This is a genomic window from Planococcus maritimus, assembly GCF_001592825.1.
Lineage (GTDB): Bacteria > Bacillota > Bacilli > Bacillales_A > Planococcaceae > Planococcus > Planococcus maritimus_C.
The window spans coordinates 1,597,156-1,622,918 of record NZ_LTZG01000001.1 but is presented as its reverse complement, the minus strand read 5'-3'; the positions used below and the strand labels follow the sequence as shown (position 1 = coordinate 1,622,918).

Annotated in this window: 24 protein-coding genes; 19 read left to right on the top strand and 5 right to left on the bottom strand. The window is 45.6% G+C overall.

Features of this window, described 5'->3' with window-relative positions; all coding sequences use genetic code 11:
- Positions 1 to 32 precede the first annotated feature (32 nt).
- Positions 33 to 938: an AEC family transporter gene (locus AY633_RS07985; RefSeq protein ID WP_068487786.1), complete on the top strand. Its 906-nt coding sequence runs from the start codon at positions 33 to 35 to the stop codon at positions 936 to 938.
- 149 nt (positions 939 to 1,087) lie between these two features.
- Entirely contained in the window at positions 1,088 to 2,275 is a 1,188-nt protein-coding gene (locus tag AY633_RS07980; protein WP_068487785.1) for a DUF4317 domain-containing protein, read from the top strand.
- Between the two features lie 51 nt (positions 2,276 to 2,326).
- On the opposite strand, the gene AY633_RS07975 is transcribed toward AY633_RS07980, so the two are convergent.
- A complete protein-coding gene (locus AY633_RS07975; RefSeq protein ID WP_068487784.1) occupies positions 2,327 to 2,698 on the bottom strand; it encodes a VOC family protein in 372 nt (123 codons plus the stop codon).
- A 200-nt stretch (positions 2,699 to 2,898) separates the two neighbouring features.
- On the opposite strand from AY633_RS07975, the gene AY633_RS07970 reads away from it, so the two are divergent.
- The 5 genes from AY633_RS07970 to katG all read left to right on the top strand — a co-directional run bounded on the left by AY633_RS07970 (position 2,899) and on the right by katG (position 9,442).
- Positions 2,899 to 3,381, top strand: coding sequence for a nucleoside deaminase (locus tag AY633_RS07970; RefSeq protein WP_068487783.1), 483 nt, complete (start codon positions 2,899 to 2,901; stop codon positions 3,379 to 3,381).
- A gap of 140 nt (positions 3,382 to 3,521) precedes the next feature.
- Positions 3,522 to 4,568 carry a Gfo/Idh/MocA family protein gene (locus tag AY633_RS07965; protein ID WP_068487782.1) on the top strand — a complete coding sequence of 349 codons (1,047 nt, stop codon included), beginning with the start codon at positions 3,522 to 3,524 and terminating at the stop codon, positions 4,566 to 4,568.
- Positions 4,569 to 4,747: 179 nt separating this feature from the next.
- Entirely contained in the window at positions 4,748 to 5,530 is a 783-nt protein-coding gene (locus tag AY633_RS07960) for an alpha/beta hydrolase (RefSeq protein ID WP_068487781.1), read from the top strand.
- Positions 5,531 to 5,837: 307 nt separating this feature from the next.
- Positions 5,838 to 7,019: a GGDEF domain-containing protein gene (locus AY633_RS07955; protein WP_260804538.1), complete on the top strand. Its 1,182-nt coding sequence runs from the start codon at positions 5,838 to 5,840 to the stop codon at positions 7,017 to 7,019.
- Positions 7,020 to 7,192: 173 nt separating this feature from the next.
- Positions 7,193 to 9,442 (top strand): catalase/peroxidase HPI, encoded by a 2,250-nt coding sequence (gene katG / locus AY633_RS07950; RefSeq protein WP_068487780.1) that lies wholly within the window; start codon positions 7,193 to 7,195, stop codon positions 9,440 to 9,442.
- A gap of 474 nt (positions 9,443 to 9,916) precedes the next feature.
- On the opposite strand, the gene AY633_RS07945 is transcribed toward katG, so the two are convergent.
- Entirely contained in the window at positions 9,917 to 12,718 is a 2,802-nt protein-coding gene (locus AY633_RS07945) for a TrlF family AAA-like ATPase (protein ID WP_186008758.1), read from the bottom strand.
- A gap of 281 nt (positions 12,719 to 12,999) precedes the next feature.
- Here AY633_RS07945 and AY633_RS07940 point away from each other — a divergent pair, with 281 nt between their 5' ends.
- The 10 genes from AY633_RS07940 (at position 13,000) to AY633_RS07895 (ending at position 19,104) form a co-directional block, all read left to right on the top strand.
- Positions 13,000 to 13,566, top strand: coding sequence for a DUF4256 domain-containing protein (locus tag AY633_RS07940; RefSeq protein WP_068487778.1), 567 nt, complete (start codon positions 13,000 to 13,002; stop codon positions 13,564 to 13,566).
- Between the two features lie 83 nt (positions 13,567 to 13,649).
- Complete coding sequence (locus AY633_RS07935; protein ID WP_068487777.1) at positions 13,650 to 14,144, top strand: LURP-one-related/scramblase family protein; 495 nt, start codon at positions 13,650 to 13,652, stop codon at positions 14,142 to 14,144.
- Between the two features lie 309 nt (positions 14,145 to 14,453).
- Positions 14,454 to 14,999, top strand: coding sequence for a hypothetical protein (locus AY633_RS07930; RefSeq protein ID WP_068487776.1), 546 nt, complete (start codon positions 14,454 to 14,456; stop codon positions 14,997 to 14,999).
- 26 nt (positions 15,000 to 15,025) lie between these two features.
- The gene (locus tag AY633_RS07925) at positions 15,026 to 15,196 is read left to right on the top strand and encodes a Fe3+ hydroxamate ABC transporter substrate-binding protein (protein WP_068487775.1); all 171 of its coding nucleotides are present in this window, start codon (positions 15,026 to 15,028) and stop codon (positions 15,194 to 15,196) included.
- 131 nt (positions 15,197 to 15,327) lie between these two features.
- Positions 15,328 to 15,552: a hypothetical protein gene (locus AY633_RS07920; protein ID WP_068487774.1), complete on the top strand. Its 225-nt coding sequence runs from the start codon at positions 15,328 to 15,330 to the stop codon at positions 15,550 to 15,552.
- Between the two features lie 158 nt (positions 15,553 to 15,710).
- Complete coding sequence (locus tag AY633_RS07915) at positions 15,711 to 15,902, top strand: hypothetical protein (RefSeq protein WP_068487773.1); 192 nt, start codon at positions 15,711 to 15,713, stop codon at positions 15,900 to 15,902.
- Positions 15,903 to 15,940: 38 nt separating this feature from the next.
- Positions 15,941 to 16,135, top strand: a complete 195-nt coding sequence (locus tag AY633_RS07910) for a hypothetical protein (protein WP_068487772.1) — start codon at positions 15,941 to 15,943, stop codon at positions 16,133 to 16,135.
- Between the two features lie 63 nt (positions 16,136 to 16,198).
- Positions 16,199 to 16,762 (top strand): DNA-3-methyladenine glycosylase I, encoded by a 564-nt coding sequence (locus AY633_RS07905; protein WP_068487907.1) that lies wholly within the window; start codon positions 16,199 to 16,201, stop codon positions 16,760 to 16,762.
- Positions 16,763 to 17,088: 326 nt separating this feature from the next.
- Positions 17,089 to 18,618: a malate dehydrogenase (quinone) gene (gene mqo, locus AY633_RS07900; RefSeq protein WP_068487771.1), complete on the top strand. Its 1,530-nt coding sequence runs from the start codon at positions 17,089 to 17,091 to the stop codon at positions 18,616 to 18,618.
- Positions 18,619 to 18,687: 69 nt separating this feature from the next.
- Positions 18,688 to 19,104, top strand: a complete 417-nt coding sequence (locus AY633_RS07895; protein ID WP_068487770.1) for a GNAT family N-acetyltransferase — start codon at positions 18,688 to 18,690, stop codon at positions 19,102 to 19,104.
- 40 nt (positions 19,105 to 19,144) lie between these two features.
- Here AY633_RS07895 and AY633_RS07890 read toward each other — a convergent pair whose 3' ends face one another.
- Together AY633_RS07890 and AY633_RS07885 are read right to left on the bottom strand one after the other, a co-directional pair.
- Positions 19,145 to 19,681 (bottom strand): ECF transporter S component, encoded by a 537-nt coding sequence (locus tag AY633_RS07890; RefSeq protein WP_068459335.1) that lies wholly within the window; start codon positions 19,679 to 19,681, stop codon positions 19,145 to 19,147.
- A 437-nt stretch (positions 19,682 to 20,118) separates the two neighbouring features.
- A complete protein-coding gene (locus AY633_RS07885) occupies positions 20,119 to 20,568 on the bottom strand; it encodes an SRPBCC family protein (protein WP_068459332.1) in 450 nt (149 codons plus the stop codon).
- Positions 20,569 to 20,727: 159 nt separating this feature from the next.
- Here AY633_RS07885 and AY633_RS07880 point away from each other — a divergent pair, with 159 nt between their 5' ends.
- Complete coding sequence (locus tag AY633_RS07880; RefSeq protein ID WP_068487769.1) at positions 20,728 to 23,841, top strand: DEAD/DEAH box helicase; 3,114 nt, start codon at positions 20,728 to 20,730, stop codon at positions 23,839 to 23,841.
- A 332-nt stretch (positions 23,842 to 24,173) separates the two neighbouring features.
- Here AY633_RS07880 and pgeF read toward each other — a convergent pair whose 3' ends face one another.
- A complete protein-coding gene (gene pgeF, locus AY633_RS07875) occupies positions 24,174 to 24,932 on the bottom strand; it encodes a peptidoglycan editing factor PgeF (RefSeq protein ID WP_186008757.1) in 759 nt (252 codons plus the stop codon).
- Between the two features lie 153 nt (positions 24,933 to 25,085).
- Here pgeF and AY633_RS07870 point away from each other — a divergent pair, with 153 nt between their 5' ends.
- Positions 25,086 to 25,700: an NUDIX hydrolase gene (locus AY633_RS07870; RefSeq protein ID WP_068487767.1), complete on the top strand. Its 615-nt coding sequence runs from the start codon at positions 25,086 to 25,088 to the stop codon at positions 25,698 to 25,700.
- Positions 25,701 to 25,763: the final 63 nt, after the last annotated feature.

Sequence of the window (25,763 nt, the reverse complement as noted above, 5' to 3'; positions counted from 1 at the left end):
CCTTTCCCTCTTTCTGATGGAGAGTGAACGCCATGATTGTCAGTGAAATCATCAATGTCATTTTGCCGGTTTTTGTCTTGCTCGGGATCGGCTTTTTTGTCGGCAAATTCATGGATATTGAAAAGAAGCCCGTGTCTGATCTGTGCATCTATGTGTTCAGCCCAGCTCTGTTTTTCCATTCTGTCACCACATCTTCGTTGGATTTAGGGGATTTAGGAAGAATTGTGCTGTTTGCAGTCTTGCTGTTTGTCTTATTTGCAGGGCTGATCACATTTCTAGGCTTCGTATTCGGATGGGATCTGTCGTACCGCAATACAATGATGCTCGCGAGCGCGTTTCCAAACACAGGAAACTATGGCTTGCCGATCGTGTTGTTCGCCTTCGGGGATGAAGGTATGGCGATTGCGATTATTTATGTGGTTATGCAATCTTTGCTGATGAATTCAGCCGGCATTTATTACGCATCGAATCACGCAGATGTGTCCAAGACGGCGATTTTCATTACCATCATCCGCATGCCCGGCTTTATCGCCATTGCCATCGGGCTGATCCTGAAAATAACGGGCATTGCGGTTCCTGAAGCGCTTGGCAATGCGACGGACTTGCTGGGGCAGGCGGCGGTGCCGGTGCTGTTGACGCTGCTCGGGATCACCTTGGCCTCGATTCAGATCAAAACCGTGCTGAAGTTCATCGGGACAGCGGCCGTGCTGAAATTAATCGCGTTCCCAGCCATCGCGTTTGTGCTGTTGGCCTGGTTGTATCCGAGTGGATCACTGGAAGTGAAAGTGCTGTTAGTTTCTGCAGCGACACCAGCTGCTGCCACGACGACGCTGCTCGCCATCAAATTCAATATGAACCCGGATATGGTATCGAGTGCGATGTTCGTCAGCACCTTGGCGAGCATCATTACCATTCCTGTCTTGCTATTGGTTTTGTAAACACAAAGGATTTGGAAATCCACAAGGGGCAATGCCGGTATCCTGACAAATTCTTGTTATAATAAAAGAGTGTCCAAAGCAACTTGGCTTGGATGCTCTTTTTTTTTTGCAAACACACGGATTTTATTAGCTGGGAGTTGGAAATAGAGATGAACAAAAAAGACATTGCCGAGATCCGCAAGCAATTCAAGCTGGAGACGGATTTATTGAAAATTGCCGAGATTTACAACGTATATATTAAGCAAGAGACAAGTGAGATTTTCCACGAGGAGGGCCGCTCGTTTGCGATGCTCGAGCGCGAGCAGCAAGAGCTATTTTTGGCCAATTTTAAGAAAGTGCTCGCAGGCAAGCTCGATATCAAGCTATTTGAAGTGAAGTTTCAGCGCCCGGAAGAAGGGCAGGCCGACCATACGCAAACGCTATTGTACGAAGGGCTTCACGCAGATGATGCAGAAGGCTGGAAAGACAATATGCAGCGCGTCGCCTTGAAGATGGTCGAAGAAACGCCATACGACAAAGACATGGTCATCACGTTCATCCGCGGGACGTATTTCAAGACGACGAAACGCGAACCCGACGAAACGGAAACTGCGCTTCGCGACGAAGTCTATACGACGCCGTTCGTCCTCAGCAGCATGAATCAGACCGAACTGCCAAAATCGTCGCTGGTGTTTGATTTTATTGAAAAGGAATTCAAGTCGAACGTCATGGCGGACCCGGTCATCAAGCTGTCGTCGCCTGTTGGCGGGTTCTTGTTTCCGAGCTTCACGAATAATGCCGCAGACGTCAACCGCATCCTGTATTCAGCGGCCAAAGCCAATAAGCCGGATTTTCAGTTTATCGAAAACGTGCTGAATGGTGATGAAATCACCACCGCAGAAGACGATAAAGTGGTGTTTGAAGAAATCGTCAAGCAAGTGATCGGCGATGAGGTCAATTCAAGAACGCTCGCGGGCGTCTACGACGAGATCAACAGCATGCTCGAAGTGGAAGCAGAAGACGAGGACGAGCCGGCGCCAATGCTCGATTCCAAGGAAGTCGAGCGCGTCTTGAAAGCGAGCGGTATCAAAGACATCAGCACGGAGAAAGTCGAGCAAGCGTTCCAGCAAGTGACGGATGACCGCCAGTATGAGATGAAAGCCAGTCACATCGTGCCGAAATATGGGGCCAAATCGATTAAGATCAACACGAAAGTCGCCGAAATTAAGATCGGCCCCGAAGACTTACGTTACGTCAAACAAGTCAATTACAAGGGCCGGCGCTGCATCCTGATCGAAGTGGAAGAGGATACAGTGGTGGAAGGATTTAAGTTGTTGGCGGAAGAAGAATTGGAGTAGACATAAAAAGAAGCGTTCACACAAGTAGGCTGGTGTGAACGCTTTTTTATGTTACCGGTGCTGGTCGAACAAAATCGGGTTGCCATCCGGGTCTTCGAGCGTGAAGCTCGCAGGGCCCTCGCCCGTTGCATCTGCTTCGCTTATGAACTCGACCCCTTTGGATTTCAGGCCTTGTTGCAGCTCCCGAATGTCAGTAAATGTATCGAGTTCCTGTGCGTGTTCATCCCAGCCTGGATTAAACGTCAGGATGTTTTTGTCGAACATCCCTTGAAACAAGCCAATGGAGGTCGTGCCATTTTTCATGATGAGCCATTTCTGCTCGATGTCGCCTCCAAAAACGCTGAAACCGATTTTTTCGTAAAAGTCTTTTGAGGCCTCGATGTTCTGGACGTTCAAGCTAATAGAAAAAGCGCCTAACTGCATATGAATCCCTCCGTTTTGTGTGAAGTGCTTAACGATTCGTCCTCTTTAGCCTTTATACCATTCAAGAAACAAAATCTGAATTCCTGCATTTGCACGGGGGGAGATAAGATAGGGAAATTGAGTTTTCAGCAATTGAGCGTGAAAATGATAGAAACAGGTTATATGTATTGGACAGAGAAAAGAATGGAGGAGTGGTATAGGTGATCAATGAGACCGATCTGCAGCATTTAAAGCACTGTGTAAAATTTGCCGAACAGGCGCTTGAGAAAGGGGACGAGCCCTTTGGTTCGATCCTTGTATCGGCACAAGGAGAAGTGCTGTTTGAAGACCATAACCATGTGGCATCAGGTGACCATACGCAACATCCGGAGTTTGCGATTGCGCGCTGGGCAGCCGAACATCTAGCCCCAGAAGAACGGAAACATGCAACTGTCTATACATCTGGCGAGCATTGCCCGATGTGCGCGGCGGCGCATGGCTGGGTCGGCCTCGGCCGTATCGTTTACGCCAGTTCGTCTGAGCAATTGGGCGAGTGGATGAAAGAACTCGGAGCCGCGCCTTCGCCTGTGCGCAATTTATCGATTGGGGACATACTTGTAGAGCCGCGCGTAGACGGGCCGGTGCCAGAACTTGCCGAACAGGTACATGCGCTCCACCGGCGTCTTCACGAAAAGAAGCACTGAGCTAAAAAGGACTGCGGAACATTTTCTTTCGTAGTTTTTTTGCTTTATTTTCTACCAACAGCAGCGATTGTGTTTGAGTCGAATTCGAGTATGTTGGGAGGATATTGCAATCTAGGATAGAGACAAAAGGGGGGGATGGCATGGGCATCAAGGTAGGCATCATCGGTTGCGGGGCCATTACGAAAATGCGCCACGCACCGGAATATACAGCCAATCCATACGTGGATGAAATCGTCTTTTACGACCGCAATCTCCATCGTTCCGAAGCGATGGTCGAACGGTTCGGCGGCCGCAACGTGAAAAGTGTCGAGGAGTTATTTAACGATCCCGACATTGCAGCGATCAGTGATTGTTCGTCGAATGAACAGCATCATGTGTTCTCAACGCAAGCTTTGTTAAGCGGCAAGCATGTCTTATGCGAAAAACCGATCTCCTTAACGATCGAGCACGCCAAGGAAATTTTGGCGGCACAGAAAAAGTCCGGCAAAAAACTGATGGTCGCCCACAATCAGCGGTTTACACCTGCACACCGAAAAGCACGAGACATCCTAGCGGGAGGAGAGCTCGGGAACGTTTTGACCTTCCGCACCGCTTTCGGCCATGCAGGCCCGGAATCCTGGGGCATCAATAAGACCAAGTCGACATGGTTTTTCAAAAAAGAGCGTTCGGGTTTTGGTGTCGGCGGCGACCTCGGCATTCATAAAATCGATTTGCTGCATTATTTGCTTGATGACGAAATCGTTCAAGTAAGCGCCTTTCAGGGAGCTTTGCACAAAACGGATGAATTCGGTGAGCCGATTGAAGTGAGTGACAACGTCGTTTGCAGCATGAGGACTAAAAAAGGGAGCATCGGGACTGCTGCCTTTTCCTGGACCTATTACGGCGAAGAGGACAATAGCACGGTCATTTATTGCGACAAGGGCATCCTGAAAATTTACGACGATGACGAATATCAGCTCGAGCGCATCCTGGCTTCGGGCGAAAAAGTGAACTATCAGCTCGAAGCGATCCAAAGGAATGATTATCAGGTTTCGAGCGGCGTCATTGATGCGTTCATCGACGCTATCCGCTTAGATGAAGAGCCACTCGTCACTGGAGAAGAGGCTTTGAGATCACTGGCCGTTATGTTAGGTATCATGAAAGCAGCCGAAACGAAGCAAGTGGTCAGCATTGAAGAAGCAAGATAAGAGTTGCCCACCATCTCGGGCGTCGAAAACGCTCGTATGGACCGGAGTCACATTCTGCAATTAAAACCTAGTTGACAAGTAGGTTTTAAATATAGTCTAATATGAATAAGCTTTTTGACTCGCTGCACTGAAGGCTGAAATAATTGGCTTTATTTTAAAACGACTGGAGGAGGGCTTGCATGAATGAACGATATCCTGTCATCGAAGGGGCGGAAGCTTTCTTTCTGAAAGGCCATAGTACCGGTATCTTATTGTGCCACGGTTTTCTTGGCACGCCGCAAAGCGTTAGGGAATTAGGGGAAGCGCTTGGCAAACAAGGCTATACGGTTTCCTGTCCGCGGCTGCCGGGCCATGGTACGCATTACAAGGATCTGGAACAGTTTTCTTATGACGACTGGTTCGGGACTGTCGAGCGGGCCTATACCGAACTCAGAAAATCGTGCGCAAAGGTTTTTGTCATCGGGCAATCAATGGGCGGTACTCTGAGCTTGGATTTGGCCAGCCGCCATCCTGAAATTGAGGGCATCGCGTTGATCAATCCGGCAATCGACATCCCCCAGTTTGAAAATTTCCGCCATCAGCCGGCCCACGTTTACGTCACAGAAGATGCGCCCGATATCAAAAAAGCGGACGCGGTGGAAATCACTTATGAGCAGGCGCCAATCAAAGCATATCAGCAATTGCTCGGCTATATGGATGTTGTCCGCGCAAAACTTGGCGAAGTTCGCTGCCCCGCCTTGTGTTTCCAGTCACTTGAAGACCATGTCGTGCCGCCTTCTAACTCAGACTATATTCTCAGCAAAATCCGTTCAGAACATAGAAAAAAGCATCAACTCCATAACTCCTACCATATTGCGTCAATGGACTATGAATTGGATGTCATCGTTAACAAATCCATAGAATGGATCAAACGGGTGACTGCTGCCCCGGCTGATGCTGCGAAAAATTCATTATATGCATAAAAAGGCATCTTCCTGTTTACGAAAACAGAGAAGATGCCTTTTTCAATGGGGACCATGGTTTTTTGAAGAGTTTCTTCCTCGCAAACTTCTACCTAACAAAGGTAGAAATATCTACCTAACAAAAGTAGAAATATCTATCAAACAAAGGTAGAACTTTGCAAATGTGAATGTAAACTTGAAAATGACAGCCAAGAAAATGAAATATCTAACAAATTTACATACAAAAGAAACTAAAAAATCGATTTTCAAGTAAAATAAGTGTATAGGTTAAGAAAGACCTGCAATGCACGCGCTTCCAGCTTGAAAATTGGAGGCCACAATAGGCCGTGAAGCCTGTGATCGCAACATAGAAAAGAGCCATTTGCCGCTGGGGGGAGAATACGCATTGCTATTGTTATTTGAAGATTTGTTTATCAATTTATCTGTGCTCATTGCATTGATTTTCATTTATTTGCAATTGAGGCACAGGATGGGCCTGGAGACGATGCCTGCTAAAAAGGCGATCGCGATTGATGGGTTCACCGGCGGTGTATTAGGATTTTTGCTAATGTATTTTTCCATTCAAGTAAGTACCGAAGCGATTGTCGATCTGCGTTTTATCCCGGTCATGCTCTTATTGATTTTCCTAGGGCCTCCACAAGCGATGCTCAGTGCAATGCTCATTATCCTCGGCCGCTTTTTACTCGGCGTTAATACCTCTGCACTGGCTGCAACGATTTTAATGGTTATTTTAATCATCGGCTTTCTGGCGATCCGGAAATTTTTCAGTAGCCGTCAGCGCCATGCGACTCCCTACCAAATGGGATTCGTAATGATCATTTTCTCTAATATTGTGTTCAGCACTATCATCACCGTGCTTATACAGGATGCAGCGATATTAAGAGACTTACTGCCGTCTTATTGGCTGGTCTCGATTGTTGGCGGCATCACGGCGATTTTTTTCGTGGAATACATTCGAAAAACACAGTACCTATTAACGAAATATGAACAAGAGTCGACTACTGATTTCCTGACAGGCTTGAACAATGTGCGTCAATTTGATGCAATTTGGAATGAACTGATTAGGAGTGCCGTTGAGAAAGATGAAAAATTATCATTATTGATCATCGATATCGACCATTTCAAAACGGTCAACGATGCATATGGGCATCCGGTGGGGGACAAGATTCTAATTGAGCTCGGCAAAGTATTGAAAAGTGCCAGCCGCTCAGTGGATATCGTTTCGAGAAATGGCGGAGAAGAATTTTCTGTTATTCTTCCTGACTGCCCGCACGAAAAAGCGATTGTCATTGCGGAAAATATCAGGAAGGCAGTTGAAAACCATAAATTCAGGGTATCTTCAAGCCATTCCATCACCATTACCATCTCAATCGGTGCTGCCACCTACCCGGAGACTGTGGCTGATACCGCTCATATTGTTGAAAAAGCAGATGAGTATTTGTATAAAGCTAAGCGAACAGGCCGAAACAAAGTCTGTGCCAGTTATTGAAAAATCAGGAGTTACAGAAGGCTGCAAAAAAAGTATCGTATTTTTTACCATATTGCTGTTCAGTTCGGCTCTAGTTTAGTATAATTCTAATGTAAGAATGATTATACGTAGTTGATTGCTTTAAAACACGTGAGCAGTAACTAGCAATACATTCATTAGGAGGTTTTTAACAGATGGATAACAACGACCAAAAGCGCCATACAGCTGCATCAGATGCACAATGCCCTTTCACGGGAGCAGGAAGCGGCCAACCGACAAGCCAAACAGGTGGACATCAGGACAGCGCCATCACGACTTCAAATAAGCCAGGCAAAACACAAAATAAAGACTGGTGGCCGAATATGTTGAATGTCAACATTCTGCACCAGCATGACACGAAAACTAATCCTCTAGGGGACGAATTTGATTACCAAGCGGAATTCGAGAAATTGGATTACGATGCATTAAAACAAGATCTCCGTGATTTGATGACCGACAGCCAGGACTGGTGGCCAGCGGATTACGGCCATTACGGCGGATTGTTCATCCGTATGTCTTGGCATGCTGCGGGTACTTACCGCACAATGGACGGCCGCGGAGGCGGTTCTACAGGCAACCAACGTTTCGCGCCGCTTAACAGCTGGCCGGATAACGTCAACTTGGACAAAGCGCGCCGTTTGCTTTGGCCGATCAAGAAAAAATACGGAAACAAAATTTCATGGGCTGACTTGCTTGTCCTAACAGGCAACGTGGCACTTGAATCCATGGGCTTCAAAACTTTCGGATTCGGTGCTGGCCGCGAAGATATTTGGGCGCCTGAAGAAGACGTCTACTGGGGTAATGAAAAAGAGTGGTTGACGGATAACCGTTATTCAGGCGACCGCGAATTGGAAAACCCGCTGGCAGCCGTTGAAATGGGCTTGATCTATGTAAATCCAGAAGGGCCAAACGGCAAACCGGATCCACTTGCAAGTGCAAGAGATATCCGTGAAACTTTCTCACGCATGGGCATGAACGACGAAGAAACCGTTGCCTTGATCGCAGGCGGCCACACATTCGGTAAAGCACACGGCGCTGGAGACCCTTCCAACGTAGGTGACGATCCAGAAGCGGCAGTCATGGAAAACATGGGCATTGGCTGGAAGAGCACGTACGGCTCAGGAAAAGGCCGCGACACCATTTCAAGTGGTATCGAAGGCGCTTGGACGGCTAATCCGACTCAATGGGACAATGGCTATTACGAGCAATTGCTAGGCTATGAGTGGGAATTGACAAAATCTCCTGCCGGCGCTTACCAATGGACAGCTATAGATCTATCTGAAGGCCAGATGGCACCAGATGCAGAAGATTCTTCGATCAAAGTGAAAACGATGATGACAACTGCCGATATGGCGCTTCGCGTAGACCCGGATTATGAGAAAATCTCCCGCCGTTTCTACAAAAACATGGACGAGTTCCAAGATGCGTTTGCGCGTGCTTGGTTCAAGCTTCTTCACCGCGACATGGGCCCGAAAGTCCGTTACTGGGGACCAGAAGTTCCAGAAGAAGAGTTGATTTGGCAAGATCCGACACCAGCAGCACCAGCAACGTTGAAAGACAAAGAACTCGATGAACTGAAAGCGAAAATCCTCGAGAGCGGCATTAACCCGCAACAGCTTGTTAAAACAGCATGGGCTTCTGCCAGCACATACCGCGGATCAGACAAACGCGGCGGTGCCAACGGGGCGCGTATCCGCTTTGCACCTCAGCGCAGCTGGGATGCCAACGAGCCGCAAGAATTGGAAAAAGTGCTTAGCTTCTACGAAGATTTGAAGGCAGAAACAGGCGATAAAGTAAGCATCGCTGACTTGATCGTTCTCGGCGGTAACGCAGCGATCGAACAAGCAGTGAAAGCAGCTGGCTTCGATATCGAAGTTCCATTCGCACAAGGCCGCGGAGACGCTCTTGAAGAGCAGACGGATGCCGAAAGCTTCAAAGTTCTTGAGCCGCTATCTGATGGTTTCAGAAACTTCCATAAGAAAGAATACGCAACGAGCCCGGAAGAAATGTTGTTGGATAAAGCACAATTGCTTGGCCTGACAGCTCCGGAAATGACTGCACTTGTCGGCGGCATGCGCGCACTTGGCGCCAACCACGAAGGTTCGACAGCAGGCGTTTTCACTGACAATGTCGGTGTCTTGAACAATGATTTCTTCACGAAACTATTGGACATGAACATCGAATGGTCACCGGTAGAGTTCAATAAATACGAAGGCACAAACCTTGCAACAGGCGAATCAGCCGGTACTGCAACGCGTATCGACCTAGTATTTGGCTCGAACTCCATCTTGCGTGCGATTGCTGAAGTGTATGCTCAAGACGATAACAAAGAAAGATTCGTCCGCGACTTCATCAAAGCATGGAACAAAGTCATGAATGCCGATCGTTTCGATTTGCAGAACTAAATCAATGCACAAACTGGTCAGCTCCGCGCTGGCCAGTTTTTTGTGGGTTCATTCGTTAGGAAGCTAGCGGAAAGTGAACGAATTGTAAAAAAATTATCTGATGTCTATAAATAATGAAAGCCTATCGTGGGTAGTGTCATACCCTCAATAGGCTTTCTAGCTTTATGAATTTGTTGACTAAATGAAATTCGGCATCACAAGTTAGAATTTGTTTTAACAAAACCATATTTTTGCTCTCTTAATTCAAAAGCTTGTTGGCCGCCTTTGTTACTGGCATTTGAGGAATGTAGTGTTTGGCAATTAAGGGAATGCATGAATTGCCGCATATTCAACGCTTTATACGGAGTGGCGGGTATGATAAGCTCGTGTGCTACGCAAAGTCACATAGCGCATTCCTTTGCGTGAAATCGTACCCGCAGAGGCTCCGTGTCAAGCGACATAGGGTAGAGAATTTATACATCCAACCGAATATCCTTAATTGCCATTATATACATTTCTTATCTGCCAAATACAGCCGCCTTCCAATATTGAACAAGCATGATCTCGTATACCTTTATCAGTCAACTTATCACCTTGATGTGAAAAATTACATTCTAATGCCCCTGATAAATACTCAAATCGAAACTCTTCATTTTCGATAATTTGTGGATCTTGATTAGCCACAATAACATTTTCAGAGTCTGTCAAAATAACTAAATTAGCATTATGAGTAACTACAATAATTTGTCGTTCTTTACTTCTTTCTCTAATAAATTTCACTAATTCCGTTGAAATAGTTCTATTATCTAAATTATCTTCTGGTTGATCAAGTAGGATTGGGTGCTTTTCATCATTTATACTTAAGAAAAGTTCTAGAAGCACTAACCCTCTTTTGCCTGGTGACATTTCACTGATTATGTCATTGTCTTTTTCGACATCTAAAATAACTACTGTATACAATTTGAATAAATCATCTATCACTCTAGCTAGATCAAAAGAATTTTTGTAACGATCTCGAGGAAGGTTGATAATTACTTCAAGCAAATCTCTTATTTTCTCTAAGTAATCATCTTGATTGTAAATAAAGCATCTTTCTGTATCTACAATATTTTCTGGAAGAGAGACAGATAAACTTTTTCTAAGGTTAAAATTCTCAATAAAGACTTCTTGAAATTTTTTCTGATTAAATTTGATTGTAGCCTGAACTTTTAAACTTCCTTGATGTTGACTATTTATTAATTGAATAAAATCTATCTGATTTGAAAAAACAGTAAATAAAGAATTTGATAAACTTTCTTTTATTGAAGAGATATCTTCCGAAATTTTGTCCTTTTTTAATTTTAAATCGAGTAAAACTTTAATGGAATCTTCTTGCATTTTTATTTTTTCTCTTAAAGATTTAATTTTTTCGCTGTTAGAGTATTTTTCTTCTATTTCTTTTATACCACTAACACAACTATTCCAGCTTTTTTCATTTGATTCGATTTGTTCTTTTGAAAATGCTAGTTTAATAGCAATTTGTTGAATAGATTCGTTTATTTCTTTAGACAAGTTTTCAAAGTGCAAAGCAGAATCTTCAATAATAGAATCGACAGTAAAGTTTAGATTGTGAAATTGCTCTTTCACATAGAAATTAATATTTTCTAATTTTTCGGCAAGTAAACTGAGTTCGTCAGTGTTACGTTCCAATAGATTAGCTTCCTTTTTTAAAACATCTCGATTTTTTAATAATTCTTTATGAGTTTGTTCATCTTGTGCAGTCATTTTCGAAGCTTCTAGTAAGTAAGATAATTCTGCTTCGAGTTTTGATTTTTCTTCTTCATATATAGATTGAGATTGAAGAGTTCGAAAATCTGCAGACAAATTTTCTAGACTTGATATCTTTTCGGCTAATAAATAACTGTTTTGATTTAATTCAGAATGATAGTTTTTTTCTAGTTCATTTTTTTGGTGAAGTTTTTGAGCCACATCTGTATGGTTTTTAACAATATCTAGTATTTTTTCTTGAAGAATATCATTGCCGGAATCTTCGGATAATGAATTGATATATAGTTGAGGGATGTATGTTACTCTTCCTTTCGTTTCCAAGTCGCCGACTCTTGAAACTTGTCCATTTCTCCAATGAACTTCAAAGTCTGTTTCATCTATAAAAGTGTTTTTATAATTGTTATGCCAAGTATTATCTTTAGCTCTTAAAAGGATTTCGTTAGGTGATGCAGTCGAAGCTATTTTATAAAGCAATAATGATTTTCCAGATGATTTGCCACCTATTATAGTATTTAGATATGGGTTTAAAAGAATTTCTCTTGACTGAAAACTATTGTTTTCTTTAAAAATTACTTTATCAATTACGTTATAGTCGGATTTCGAATCAGGATTTTCTTCCTGAATTTTCACCCTGTTTTCAGGGTTTGTTAGTATTTGCATTAACCCTTCAAAACTAGGGTTGGATTTGATCCAAGTAAATCTATTTTCATATGGTTGACATACCTTATCTAAGGAATGAGCATCACTTCCGTGAATACACGGCTTTGGATTTCCTAAAGTAATGTCTTTTTGTAAAAAAAATTCAACATCAGCAGGTCTACTACTAAAAATCATGTCACTTTTTTTGTAAACTTGATTTTTTACTCCAAGGTATTGATCATGTCTAATGCCGGAAGCCCCATCGTTTTGTTTGTTAGCGACAGCAGTAAAGTACTTTCCTTTGAAAACACTTTGCTGTTCGGTTTCTAATATATGATGGATATCATTTATATCAGATTTGAACTGATTGACTCCTTCTTTGTATGCTGCTTCATCTGAAGCAGCTTTTTTAAAGCATCTACCTAGATCAATTAAATCAGCTTTAGTAGCATTGTAAGTTCTACCGTCGTACTGAAATTTTAATCGAGCTAAAAACTTACTTTCTATGTATTTGTCGACTTCTGGAGAAAAAATAACATGATAATTGATCGCTCTATATTTATCGGTAGCATTTGATAACCTTAATTCAATATTTGGTAGAAGAAGCTCTATGTTATTTAATCTCCCTTCTTCATATTTCAGTTTTTTAACTTTAAAATAATTCTCAACACTAAAATAATCTGTAATGCCTAGTGTGGAGAAACCAGAGAGAGCTTCGAGTTTTGTAATATAAGCAGACCAGTCACCCCTGAACTCATCATTTAGGACAGTATCTGGTGTATGTATATGTAGATCCCACTTACTCCATGTTGAGCCATTGGAATTTAAAAACTTCTTCAAAGTACCACTCCCTTTTTCTATATTATACCAAAAACATAAAAGTTTTTTCATCCTATTTAAAAAGCTCAGCAGAGATAATCTATAATATGATCAAAAGAATTTCAGTGTAATTTTTTGATCTAATTAATAAAGAATCACGCAAAAGCCAGTTTACTAAAGATATTATTTTTTAACCGGTGTACCGCTTGAGTTAAGTGGATTTTTTAATAAAAATTCTAGTTCCTATATTATAGAGTCGGAAATGCAGGAGAACTCATATAGCATGTCAAAAGTAAGGAAGCAGGAAGTAGAACGGATTTTCAAAACGATTAGCTTGGATAGGAGGTTTTTAAATGTGTACCCGTAAAAAGCAATTAACCGAAGAACAAAAAAGTAAATTGCTCGATACCTTGAAACAGCGCTTTGAACAAAATGAACAGCGCCACGAAAAAATGGGCTGGGACAATGTTCTCTTAAAGCTGAACGAAAACCCAGAGAAGTTAGCGGTTTTGCATCGCATGGAAGAAACCGGCGGGGAGCCCGATGTGGTTGGCTATGAAGTGGAAACCGGGATGTTCTTGTTTTGTGATTGTTCAAAAGAAAGCCCTACAGGACGCCGAAGCCTATGTTACGACCGAGCAGCGCTGGAATCGCGTAAAAAGAACAAGCCAGAAAGTTCGGCAGTCGATATGGCCGTTGAAATCGACATTGAATTATTGACAGAAGATCAATACCGCACTCTCCAGACTCTGGGGGAGTTTGATTTAAAGACCTCGAGTTGGTTAGAGACACCCGTGGAAATTCGAGAACGCGGCGGTGCCATTTTTGGCGACTGCCGATACGGACAAGTTTTCGTTTATCACAATGGAGCCGATTCTTATTATGCTGCAAGAGGATTCAGGGGAATAGTAAAAGTATAAGCGGTGAACGATGTTTCACGTGGAACTACATGTGATTTCAACATTTTTGTTGGTTAAGAAAGTGAAACAGAAAGGGAGTCAGGATGAAACAATTATTTATTAAGCAAAAAGTATTTAGCTTGAGCGAGAAGTTCACGGTCAAAGACGAGCAGGAAAGAGATCAATATTTTGTAGAAGGCAGCTTTTTCAAAATTCCCAAGACCTTTTCAATCTTAAATACTGAAAATCAGGAAATCGGAATGATCACGAAAAAGACGTTCAGTTTTCTGCCAACATTTTTTGTGGAAGTGGATGGCCGGGAATCGGTCACAATTAAAAAAGAATTTACTTTTTTTAAGCCTCGCTACGCCATTGAAGCAGAAGGAATCGATGTACAAGGGAATTGGTGGGAGATGAGTTTTGATATTCTTCGACATGGAACAGTCATCGGTTCGGTCAGCAAGCAATGGCTCAGTTGGGGAGACACCTACCAAGTGGATATTTTAGATGAAACAATGGAACACCTGATCATTTCGCTGGTCGTGGCGATTGATTGTGTGAAGGCGGACCAATCTTCGAGTGCTTCTGCAGGAGGATAGGAAAAGCCAGTGTATCTTTTACAGATGAATATTAATAAAAGGCATTCACTTTATCATCGAGGATTTGGCACATACAGTGGATTTGGTGAAACATTTCATGTTATCGTCTAATGAATTAAAGGAAAAAACCTTCTTGGATACTTAAAAAAGTTAGGAACGCCTTTCAATTTGCGAACCTTCGGGTAAGCACGTTGAAAGGCTTTTTTTTTTTGAAAAAAATTTTCGGTTTTCAAGTGAATTCCCTTATATGACAGAAAATTGAAACTTGTGTCCGGCCTTTTCGTACTAAGGGTAAAGGAGGCGGACGGGATGAAGGAAGGGGAAAGGAAACTGAAATTTGCGCTGGCTGTGCTCTTGGCTTTGCTCATCTTAAGCGGGTGCCTGGCAGCAAAAGCAGATGACCCGAAAATGGCGGCGATCGAGCAGGTATTGGAGCAGCAATTCAACGGGCCTGATGAGGAATTCTTAAAGGCGATGTGGAATCCGGCCAATAAACAAATCGTGGACGGTGTTGAAGTGAATGCGGCTTTTGAGCAGCAAGTAGAGGAAAAATATGGAGAATACTTCACGGATCAGGAATTGGACCAGTTCATGAGGGTTTTCGGTACCTATTTCCCGGGACTAGCTGATATTTATGGCTATGAGCTGCGCTTAGACGAGGTGGACATCGAATTGAGCGAGACGACAGCGAATCGCTATACGTTCACGGCAGAAGTGGTATTTCAAAAGGCAGGGGAAAAAGAGCAGCACGCTGAAGTGCAAGGCATCGTCCTGTTTTCGAACGTCCAGAAAGGCAAAATCGGCAAGTTCACTTATACGGACGATGATGGCTTATCTGAGCGTTTAAAACAATGAGTTAATCAGCAGAAGGGGGGATACTCATGTTCAACGAATCACCGAAGTGTCGAGTGTGCGGCAAGGAAATTGAAGGCGGCGAACCGGTCCAACTCGAGATGCGCTACCCGAAAAGCAGAGGGTTCGCTGAAGTCAAAGCTTACTTAAAACTGGAAGCCCAGTTTACGTGCGATGCATGTGCAAAGAAGAAACATTAAAGTGCATTCCAGTTGATTGAATGGGCTATATTAGTGCTTCTTTAAAATCGGTTAAACGTGAGTGCGCTGAGTAGAATTTAGGTTATTTATTACATAGTACGGAACTATATAGACGATTTGGAGGGGATAGAATGTCGAATATGGAGATGTTCGGACTAGGCAGCTGGACAGGAGTCGTATCAGCGTTCTTGTTAGTCGCTAGCTTTTACTTTACGTTAACGTTTTTCGAGCAATTGAAATCACAAGATGCGCGCTTAACCAAACAGGCGAAGATAGCAGCCGTGATTTGTTTGGTCATCGCCTTGCTGTTGCCGGCTGTTTATCAACTGTATTTTGTAAATGAAATGATGCGCTAATCAGCTAGTTTCAAAGTTCGAAAGCCGAAAACCGTCAATGGGTTCTCGGCCTTTTTTCGGTTTAGCCGTTCTTTGCCTTTTGTGAAAAAGGGTTTTGGCCATGAATTGGAGAAAACTAATCAATAAGCGAAAGCGGAAATGGATGGTGGGAAAATATCATGATGTATAATATAGGAGATATCATCGCAACAATTTTTTTACTGGGCTTTTTCATCCTGCTTGTTGTATTGGTTGTCGCGGCAGTTAAAGCATCAGCCAATCGAAAACAGCAACAAGTCGACGAATCGGATTTGAAAAAACACGTCGAGGCACTGGAATTGCGTGTGAAAAAACTGGAGAATGAACAATGAAAAGAAGATGACGAGCGATAGCGGAAGGGGGAACGGAAATGTTTGGTGGAATTACAGTGGCACTTGTTATCTTTGGACTTTTTCTGCTGATGACCGGGCTGTTGGTCGGCAGTATCCTCGTGATGCTGAAAAAGAGCAAGTCCAATAAAGTAGATGAGGTGCCGAGCCAAGAAGCACCTATGAAGAGCGTCAGTGAAAAAGAACGAAATAGATCTGAGGACGAAGAACGGTAAAGGAGCAGGGAGTGAATGCCTGCTTCTTTTTTGATCCAACAGAAAATGACAGGAGATGATCTAATGGCACGATGCGAATGGCCAAAAGGCGACGAACGGATGCAAGCCTATCATGACGAGGAATGGTGCCGGCCGAGCCGTGATGAACGCTATTTATTCGAAATGCTGAGTTTAGAGGGGGCACAGGCAGGTTTGTCCTGGCAGATCGTGCTGTCTAAACGCGATAGCTACCAAAGCGCGTTTCATAATTTCGATATCGAGTACTGCGCCGCTTTGACAGACGAAGCCCTAGCGGAGATCAAAGAGCAGCACGGCGTGATCAAACACGGCGCCAAACTAGCATCTGTCCGCTCGAATGCCCAGGCGGTAAAAGAGATCCAAACCGAATTCACCAGTTTCGCCGACTACCTATGGAGTTTTACAAACGATAAAGCGGTAATCAATGAATGGCCATCAGACGGTCAGATTCCCGCCCAATCGGAGTTGTCCGTAAAGCTTAGCAAGGAGTTAAAAAAGCGCGGCTTTAAATTTGTCGGGCCGGTCACGACCTATTCGTTTCTTCAGGCGATAGGGATGATTGATGACCATATCATCAGCTGTCCGTTTCATACCCGAAATCGAAAATAAACACTTGGCATCAGTCGGATGGTGTGTGGTCATGTGTTGGTCTCGTGCTAGGAATGAAGGCTTATTGAGCAGGGCGAATCCGGTATGCTGAGCTGATGCCACTCGCTCGAAGGACGATTCTACTTCTTTAATACAGAAATCCGCTTTTTCGTGCCATGGCTTGACGCAAAAGGCTAATTTCCTTTAATCCTTACGCAAAATGGTTTATAATTGTCTGTTAGTAGTAGAGATTTTAGGTCAAACAGGCATACAATAGATGATGGATTTAATACGGAAGCGGCGGACTCGAAAAGCCGCTAATACTCGCGTAGAAAAGGAAGGTATACATGAGCAATAGAGAAACTGATACAGATGTAATCTTAATCGGTGCCGGTATTATGAGTGCGACTTTGGGAATTCTTTTGAAAGAATTGTCTCCAGACATGAAAATCAATGTGTTCGAGAAATTGTCGAGCCCTGGCGAAGAAAGTTCAAACGAATGGAACAACGCCGGGACTGGCCACGCAGCCCTTTGTGAGTTGAACTACACGAAAGAAAAGCCAGACGGCACGATGGACATCAGCAAAGCCATCGACGTTAACGAACAATTCCAGGTATCGGCTCAGTTCTGGTCCCATCTTGTGAAAACGGGATTGTTGAAAAACCCGGAAGAATTCATTCGTCCGCTTCCTCACATCAGCATGGTGCAAGGCGAAGACAATATCCGTTTCCTGAAAAAGCGTTTTGACGCTATGGCTGAAAATCCACTCTTTACAGGCATGGAATTTTCCGACGACCCGGAAGTCTTGAAAGAATGGATGCCGTTGATCATGGCGAATCGCCAAGACAACGAGCCGATTGCCGCAACGAAAATCGACACAGGGACAGACGTCAATTTCGGTGCGTTGACACGCATGCTCTTCGACCGCCTTGTTAAAGAAGACGTTAATGTCCACTATCACCATATGGTACAAGATTTGAAACAAATGAAAGACGGCCGTTGGTTATTGAAGATCAAAAACCTGGAAACCGGGAAACTCGATGTACACACGGCGAAGTTCGTCTTTATCGGCGGTGGCGGAGCAAGCATTCACTTGCTTCAGAAATCCGGCATCCCGGAATCGAAGCATATTGGCGGATTCCCAGTGAGCGGCTTGTTCATGGTCTGCAACAATCCGGAAGTGATCGAACAGCATAATGCAAAAGTCTACGGCAAGGCAAAAGTCGGCGCACCGCCGATGTCCGTGCCTCACTTGGACACACGCTTTATCGACGATAAGAAATCCTTGTTGTTTGGCCCATTCGCAGGCTTCACGCCGAAATTCCTGAAAACGGGCTCTTATATGGACTTGGTGGCCTCGGTCAAACCGAATAACGTATTGACGATGCTATCAGGCGGAGCGAAAAACTTATCGCTGACACAATACTTGATCCAGCAAGTCATTCAGTCGAAAGAACAGCGCATGGAAGAGTTGCGTGAATTCGTCCCGAACGCGAAGAGTGAGGATTGGGATTTGGTCGTCGCAGGACAGCGCGTCCAGGTCATCAAAGACACCGATGCGGGCGGCAAAGGCACGCTGCAATTCGGTACAGAGCTAGTCACTTCAGCGGACGGCTCCATCTCTGCGTTGCTTGGGGCATCACCTGGAGCTTCAACGGCTGTACATGTCATGCTCAAGTTACTTGCTAACTGCTTCCCTCAGGAATTGGAAAACTGGGAATCGCAGATCAAGGAAATGATTCCGTCCTACGGGAAATCCTTGATGGATAACGAAGAACTATTAAAACACGTTCATCAATACACAGCAGAAGTGCTGGATTTAAATGAAGTCAAGCCGGCAGATCATTCTCCGGAAGATTTGACGCCACAAATTTAAGCAAAGGAAAACCGCTGAGAGCGTTGCTCTCGGCGGTTTTTTTTAAAAGATAAATAGGAGGGAATGGGAATGCTAAGATCAGGTGATGAGCTTCAAATAGCAATTCGCGATTATGAAAAAAATGATTTTGAGTCGATACAAGAGCTCAATGCGCAAGAGGGCTGGACCAATTTGGTTGAACAAAGCGAACACACTGAAAAAGCTTGGGAATGTTCCCCCATTGCTTATGTTGCGGAGAATCGAGACCAACAAGTCATTGGGTACATCAGAGGTTTGACGGACGGTTTTGTCAGCATGTATATTTGTGAATTATTGGTAGGAGCGCCGTATCGAGGCTTAGGGATAGGCAAGAAGCTATTGGATTTTGCCCACAGCCGGCATCCACATACGCGACTCGAACTATTGGCTTCCGCTTCTTCTTGCTCGTTTTATGAAAAATATGCATTCCGCTCTTTTTACGGTTTTAGAAAAACATTTTCCGAATAGAAAACTGCCCCGTCCTGGCATTTCAGGACGGGGCAGTTGTTTAGTTGCGGAAGTATGGCGTTTTTTTCAATGCAGCTACGACTGGAATGGCGAGTGCCAAACCGACTGCGTTTTGAACCAGGTTTCCTGGGATAGAAGCAGCAGGGATGATCCAACTGCTGAAGATGATGGCTTCGCCGATGTAATAGATGGCGACCATGATCGGAATGGAAAGCGTCGCTGCTAGGATGTTGAAGCCGAGGCTTTCGCCACCGCGCCCGCCCGACCAAGCAATTTTCCCGACCAAATAGCCTTGCAAGCCGCGTGCAACAATGGTGATCGGCGCCCATAAAGTCCAGCCCGACACTAAATCGAAAAGACCCATCCCGACAGCGCCGGCAATAGCGCCTTTTTTCGGCCCGAACAATAGCGCAGCCGTGAACAACATTGTCGTGCCTAGGTGGACCAGCCCGCCATTTGCTGCAATCGGCAGGCGGATATTGAGCAGCATCGTCGCCACAAATACCAGAGCGATGAGCATCGAAGTAATGATTAAATCATAAGTTTTGGAACTGGAATAAGTGGTAGTCTTTTGCATGAAACGATTCCTTCTTTCTTCGACATCCACTAGGCAAGGGCCTTCTTGTGATGCCATGTCATTTTGAACTACTGTAGCAAGGAATTGACCTAGTTAAAAGCGTCAATTCCGATTAATTTTTAGGGGTCAGTTTTAACAGGGAAGGGGCCTTGTTGTAATTTTGACAGTTGACAGTTGGCGCCGCATAGGCTATGGTTAACTACGCGATGAGCTAAGCTGCATAAGACGGACAGGCATTCCTTTATGGAACACGTTGTGGAGCGTGGCCTGATACGCCGCAGCTATCGATACATCCCGCATTTATGCGGGGTGTTTTTTAATGCCTAAAAAAACCCGTGCGCCGGAATTCTGGCGTACGGGTTTTTCATTGCTGCATAAGTGATGAGGACGTATAGGCGGCACTAGCCGGTTTCACGATACATGGATGCAGCGATTGCTTAGCGGTCTAATTCACAAGCCGCTTTCAAGTTTTCAAGCGTATGGCGGAGTGTATTTCTCTCCAGCCGGTCGTAGACGAGGCGCTCGGTAAAACGGTCAAATGCGCTATCGGGCAAATCGATTTCCAATTCGAAAACCGCTTCGGTTCCGCCCTCCAACGAACGGTAATAACTCTTTTGATGAGCAACAAAGCTGCCGCTGATGATGCCTTCCCAAAATCCTTCCTCGCCGCTGCGTTCACAACGGACGACATGGATGGCGACAGGGAAGCGTAAGCCGATAATGGAAAATACGGTCTCTACTTCCGTGCCGGTATCACCAGCGCCTTCGATCTTGTCCGGTTTGGATAAGTGATTGTAAAAACTTGTCCAGTTTCCGGGTTTCTTGGCGAACTGGAACACATCGTCGATCGGCGCTTGGATGAATATGCTTTGACGGGCACGAGCCATTACGATCTCCCCCTTGGAATCCAGCTATCAAATTTTATCTGAAAATTAAGTCTATTATAGATCTAAGCTGCGCTTGTGTAAAGCTCCCCCGCTTGAAGCTGAACGTGGCATGGCGGATAATAAAAATAAGATATTATTACGCAGAAGAAAGGGGCCGCTATGGAATTTTGGGTCAGCGATAAACACATCCGCAAATTATGTGGCCAGGCTGCTTATAAAAAAGGCCAGACCTTTCACATGGCCGGAAAAGTCAGCATCACAGAAGCAAGCGATCAGTCCATAACAGCCGTCGTCAAAGGACGCAGCTCGTTCCACGTTAAGCTAACCCGCTCAACAGCCGGCACGATCGACGCAGAATGCAGCTGTCCACCTGTCGGGTTTGTTCATACATATTGCCATCACATTGCAGCGGTGATGATCGCTGCAGAAGAACTTGGTCAACGGGAGCGTCCGTTAGCTGAGCAAATGTTCGGCTTGTTTGAAGAAGATGACGCGCCTTCTGCCCGGCTGCACCGCTTTGACCGGCGCGTACCTTATCATGTCGAAGCAACCATCAGCAGCGGTGGCAACGAGCAATTGGCCGTGACGTTCAGAAGTGGCACGGCTATTTTGAAAAATGTCCGAAATCCCCTACGTTTCGTGTCAGCCCTGTCGAATGGTCAGTACGAAGAAACTGCCTCGATTCCTTACGACCCGAGCCGCCACGCGTTAGAACAGCCGGTGCTGGAGCTTCTTCAGCTGCTCGACAAAAGCAACGCGCAGCCGGATGGCCAAGGGAAATTAATCGTCTCTGCAAGCGATTGGGAACGTTTATTGCCCGTGCTTCGCGTCATGGCGCAGGCCAAATTCGAAAACCCGCTCGGGGAAATACTGCCGTTTCATGTAACCGATACACTGCCGGTGTCGTTTCGCCTGGATCGTAGCGATACTGGCTACCGCTTGATCGTCCGAGGTTTAGAGCGACTGCAAATTTTTCCGAAATACGGCGTGGCTTTGACGGAAGAAGCAGTCATTCAACCAGCTAGCGCCGACATGAAGCGCCTATCTGGCCTGCAGGAATTGATGGAAGGGGCAGGCGAAGAGCTTTTGATTGAGGAAAGCCAAGTCGCCCATATGATGAAAAGCGTCTTGCCTGGACTCGAAAAGCTCGGGCCAGTCATTGTCACAGAACAGGCAATCGAGAAAATCGGGGAAACGCCGTTGCGCGCGAAACTGTATCTCGACCGGGTTCGCAGCCGATTGCTCGCTGGCCTTGAATTTCATTACGGGCAGCTTATCATCAACCCGTGCGAAGAACCGGAAGGAACATACCGGCAGTATCCAGGTGTGTTCCGACAGCTCGAAAAAGAACAGGCCATTATGGAATTGATGGAGTCTGGCCGGCTGACGAAAACGGACGGCGGATTTTACTTGCAGGATGAAGAGGCAGAATATGACTTCCTTTATGATACGGTGCCATTGCTTGAAGAATGGCTCGAGGTCTATGCGACGACTTCCGTGAAAATGCGCATCCAAAAAACTTTGCCGGGACCGAAAATCCGTGTCAATTTGCCGAAGGACCGGACCGATTGGCTGGAGTTCCGCTTCGACCTTGGCGGCATTCCGGAAGAAGAGTTGCGTGGAATCATCCGTGCGATTCGGGAGAAAAAACGCTATTTCCGAATCCCTAACGGTACGTTAATGTCGCTGGAAACGCCTGTCATGGCTGCGTTTGAAGAGTATCTGGCAGTCATGAACATTGACGAAGACAATTTTGAACGCGTCCAACGTATTCCATTGCTCGAAGGCATGCGGCTTGCTGGGAGTCTCGAACAGCATGACTTATCGGAGGCAGGCGCAGAATTTGCGCGTTTGCTAAAAGAGCTGCATCATCCATGGACCCAGGCGGAGCAATTGCCGCAAGCTTTTGAAGAGGTGTTGCGGGATTACCAGAAGCGCGGGTTTAGTTGGTTTCGCTTGCTCGCGAAATACGGTTTCGGCGGCATATTGGCAGATGAGATGGGGCTTGGCAAAACGATCCAAAGCATCGCTTTCGTGCAATCGGTACTAGGGGAGATCCGCAGCGGCGATGAGCCTGCGCTGATCGTGGCGCCTTCTTCGCTCATGTACAATTGGCAAGCCGAATTCGAACGCTTTGCACCGGATATCCAGACAGTCATCGTGGATGGACCAAAAGCAAAGCGGACGCAAGCCTTGAAAGAGCCGGGCGATGTGTATATCACGTCCTATCCAGCGCTTCGAATGGACCGAGGAACGTATAAAGATTGGAAGTTTCATACGATTTTCTTTGATGAAGCGCAAGCGTTCAAAAACCCGGCGACGCAAACCGCTAAAGCCGTGAAAGAGTTGCAGGCTCGTCATCGCTTTGCGCTTACCGGGACGCCGATCGAAAACTCGCTCGATGAGTTATGGTCGATCTTTAACGTCGTGTTTCCAGCTTTGCTTCCGGATCGCAGCCAATTTGCGGAGCTGCGCAACGCCGATATCGCGAAGCGCGTGCGGCCGTTCTTGCTGCGACGGACGAAAGCAGAGGTGCTCGGGGAAGTGCCGCAAAAAATCGAGCGCATCGAACATTCCGAGCTTCATGAAGAACAGAAAAAATTGTACACCGCGTATCTTGCAGAACTTCGCCACGAAGCTTTAAAGCATTTGCGCGACAACAGCATGCACAAAAACCGCATCCGTATTTTGGCTGGACTGACACGCCTGCGTCAATTGTGCTGCCACCCGTCCTTGTTTGTGGAAGACTACCGCGGCGGCTCGGCGAAGTTCGAGCAATTGTTGGAGATCTTGGAAGAAGCGCGCTTGACCGGCCGCCGCGTGCTCGTGTTTTCCCAGTTCACGGGCATGCTCAATATCATCGGGCAGTCGCTGCTTCGTTCGGGGAGGTCCTATTTCTATTTGGACGGCTCGACGCCGCCAAAAGAGCGCGTGGCATTATGCGACCGTTTCAACGAAGGGGAAGAGGACTTGTTTTTGATTTCCTTAAAAGCAGGCGGCACGGGGCTCAATTTAACGGGGGCCGATACGGTCATCTTGTACGATCTATGGTGGAACCCAGCCGTCGAACAGCAGGCAGCGGACCGTGCACACCGCATGGGGCAAAAACGGGAAGTGCAAGTGCTGCGCTTGGTAGCAAAAGGAACAATTGAAGAGAAAATGTACGACTTGCAGCTGCGCAAGCAAGATTTGGTGGATGAGATGATTCAATCTGGTTCAGAAGCTGTGCAATCGATGAGCGAAGAGGACATTCGGGAGATTTTGATGATTTGAATAAATATCGAGCATCATCTAAGGCCGTCCTCCTGTTGAATCCGACGAAATCACAAAGCAGCCTCGCGCATACGGGTTTCTGGCTCATTGCGAAAGCTCAACCCCAAGCGAGGCTGCGGCTATTTTCAACAGTCAATGACCTCTCTAAGTATTTGGAGAAGCGTTCGCTCGACTCCAGTGGTAAAGCGAGACGACCGAGACCCCGCAGGGCGCAAAGCGGCTGAGGAGGCTTGGGCGCGAGCCCACTGAGTCGTGCGACAAGCTTCGGAAAATACGGCTTCATAACTTTCTCGAAAACCTGCAAAAGCTCTTCCTACGCGGAAGAGCTTTTGCTATTTCTTAACGATGTAAGCCATGTGGCGGCCGCATTGTTTGTCTTCGCGGTAGGAAAAGCCATTTGGACTTTTGAACGTACAGCTCCGGTCGATGGTAATACGATCAGCAGGAACGCCAGCGCGCAGCAATTGCGTTTTGACGGTGAGCTGGTTGTCGATATGGTATTTTCCAGTGGCTTCGTTAAAGCTGATGAACGGATCGGCATAGTCAAGCGCTTTGAACTTCAAATAAACATCTTTATCGACTTCAAATTTCTCCTGGCTGAGCGCCATGCCGATCTGGACGCGGAAGCCTTCTGGCGCACAGTTTTCATTGGTGATCAAATGCGCAAACAAGTTTGACACGAGTTCTTTGACGGTTCCTTGCCACCCGGAATGTACAGCACCGATCAACTCTTCTGTTACGTGATAGAAGGTCACCGGCACGCAATCGGCGGCAAAACTCGACAATACAAGACCGGTATCGCGCGTATAAAGCGCATCGGTATCATCAATAGCATCAACAAAAGTCCGGGCGCCTTTGCCAGCGTCTTGTTGAGACACTTTTTGAAAGTGATTGCTGTGGGTTTGATGGGCGCATACGAGTTCATCCATCGTATAGCTGAGCGCGTCAAGCAAGACTTTGCGGTTTTCGAGTGACTGCTCGCGGTCGATTCCAGCATGGAGCGCCATATTATTTTCGCCTTTTGTTTGCGGGTCTTTTACAGTCATCCCCGCTGTATAGAAATCGTTGTCGATATAAGTTTTTCGATTCACGTCTATCCCCTCCGCTCCCATTGTAGCGAAGGCTCGGTTCGTTCGCCAATAACGGGCAAGCGAATCTGGTTTTTTCTACATTCCGAAGTGGTTGAAAGGCCGGGAACTTCGATTATTTGGTAAGATAGGAAGAAAGAAAGTCGAGGTGATGGCATGGAACCGGAAAAGATTTTGAAAAAGGTCCAAGGGCGGGTGCCGGAAGTACTCGGCAACCGGGATTTTTCGAAATATGCGATTCTTCTTCCATTGATTGAAAAAGAAGATGGCGTCCATATTTTGTTTGAAGTGCGTTCGTTTGAAATGAGGCGTCAGCCTGGGGAGATTTGCTTTCCTGGCGGACGTATTGACCGTGGCGACGAAGATGAACAAGAGACTGCTTTGCGTGAAACGATGGAAGAGCTCGGTATCCGAAAAGAAGCAATTAGCAACGTGTTTCCGCTCGATTACATCGTTTCGCCTTTTGGCATGATTGTCTATTCGTTTGCGGGCTTTATCGGTCCTGAAACGGATTTTGTGCCAAACGCGGCAGAAGTCGATACGGTCTTCACGGTGCCGCTGCAATTTTTCCTGGATAACGAGCCACGTGTTTACCGCATCGATTTTGATATCCAGCCGGAAGAAAGTTTTCCATATGATTTGATTGCTGGCGGCGAAAATTACAGCTGGCATGCCCGCCAAGTGGATGAGTTCTTTTATTTGTATGAAGACCGTGTCATTTGGGGATTAACAGCGAAAATCCTCATGCATTTCATGGAATTGATTCGCTGAGCCGATTGGCCGATATTTAAGGAATTTGGCGTACAACCTGTTCAGCACTTAGAAATGTGTGTA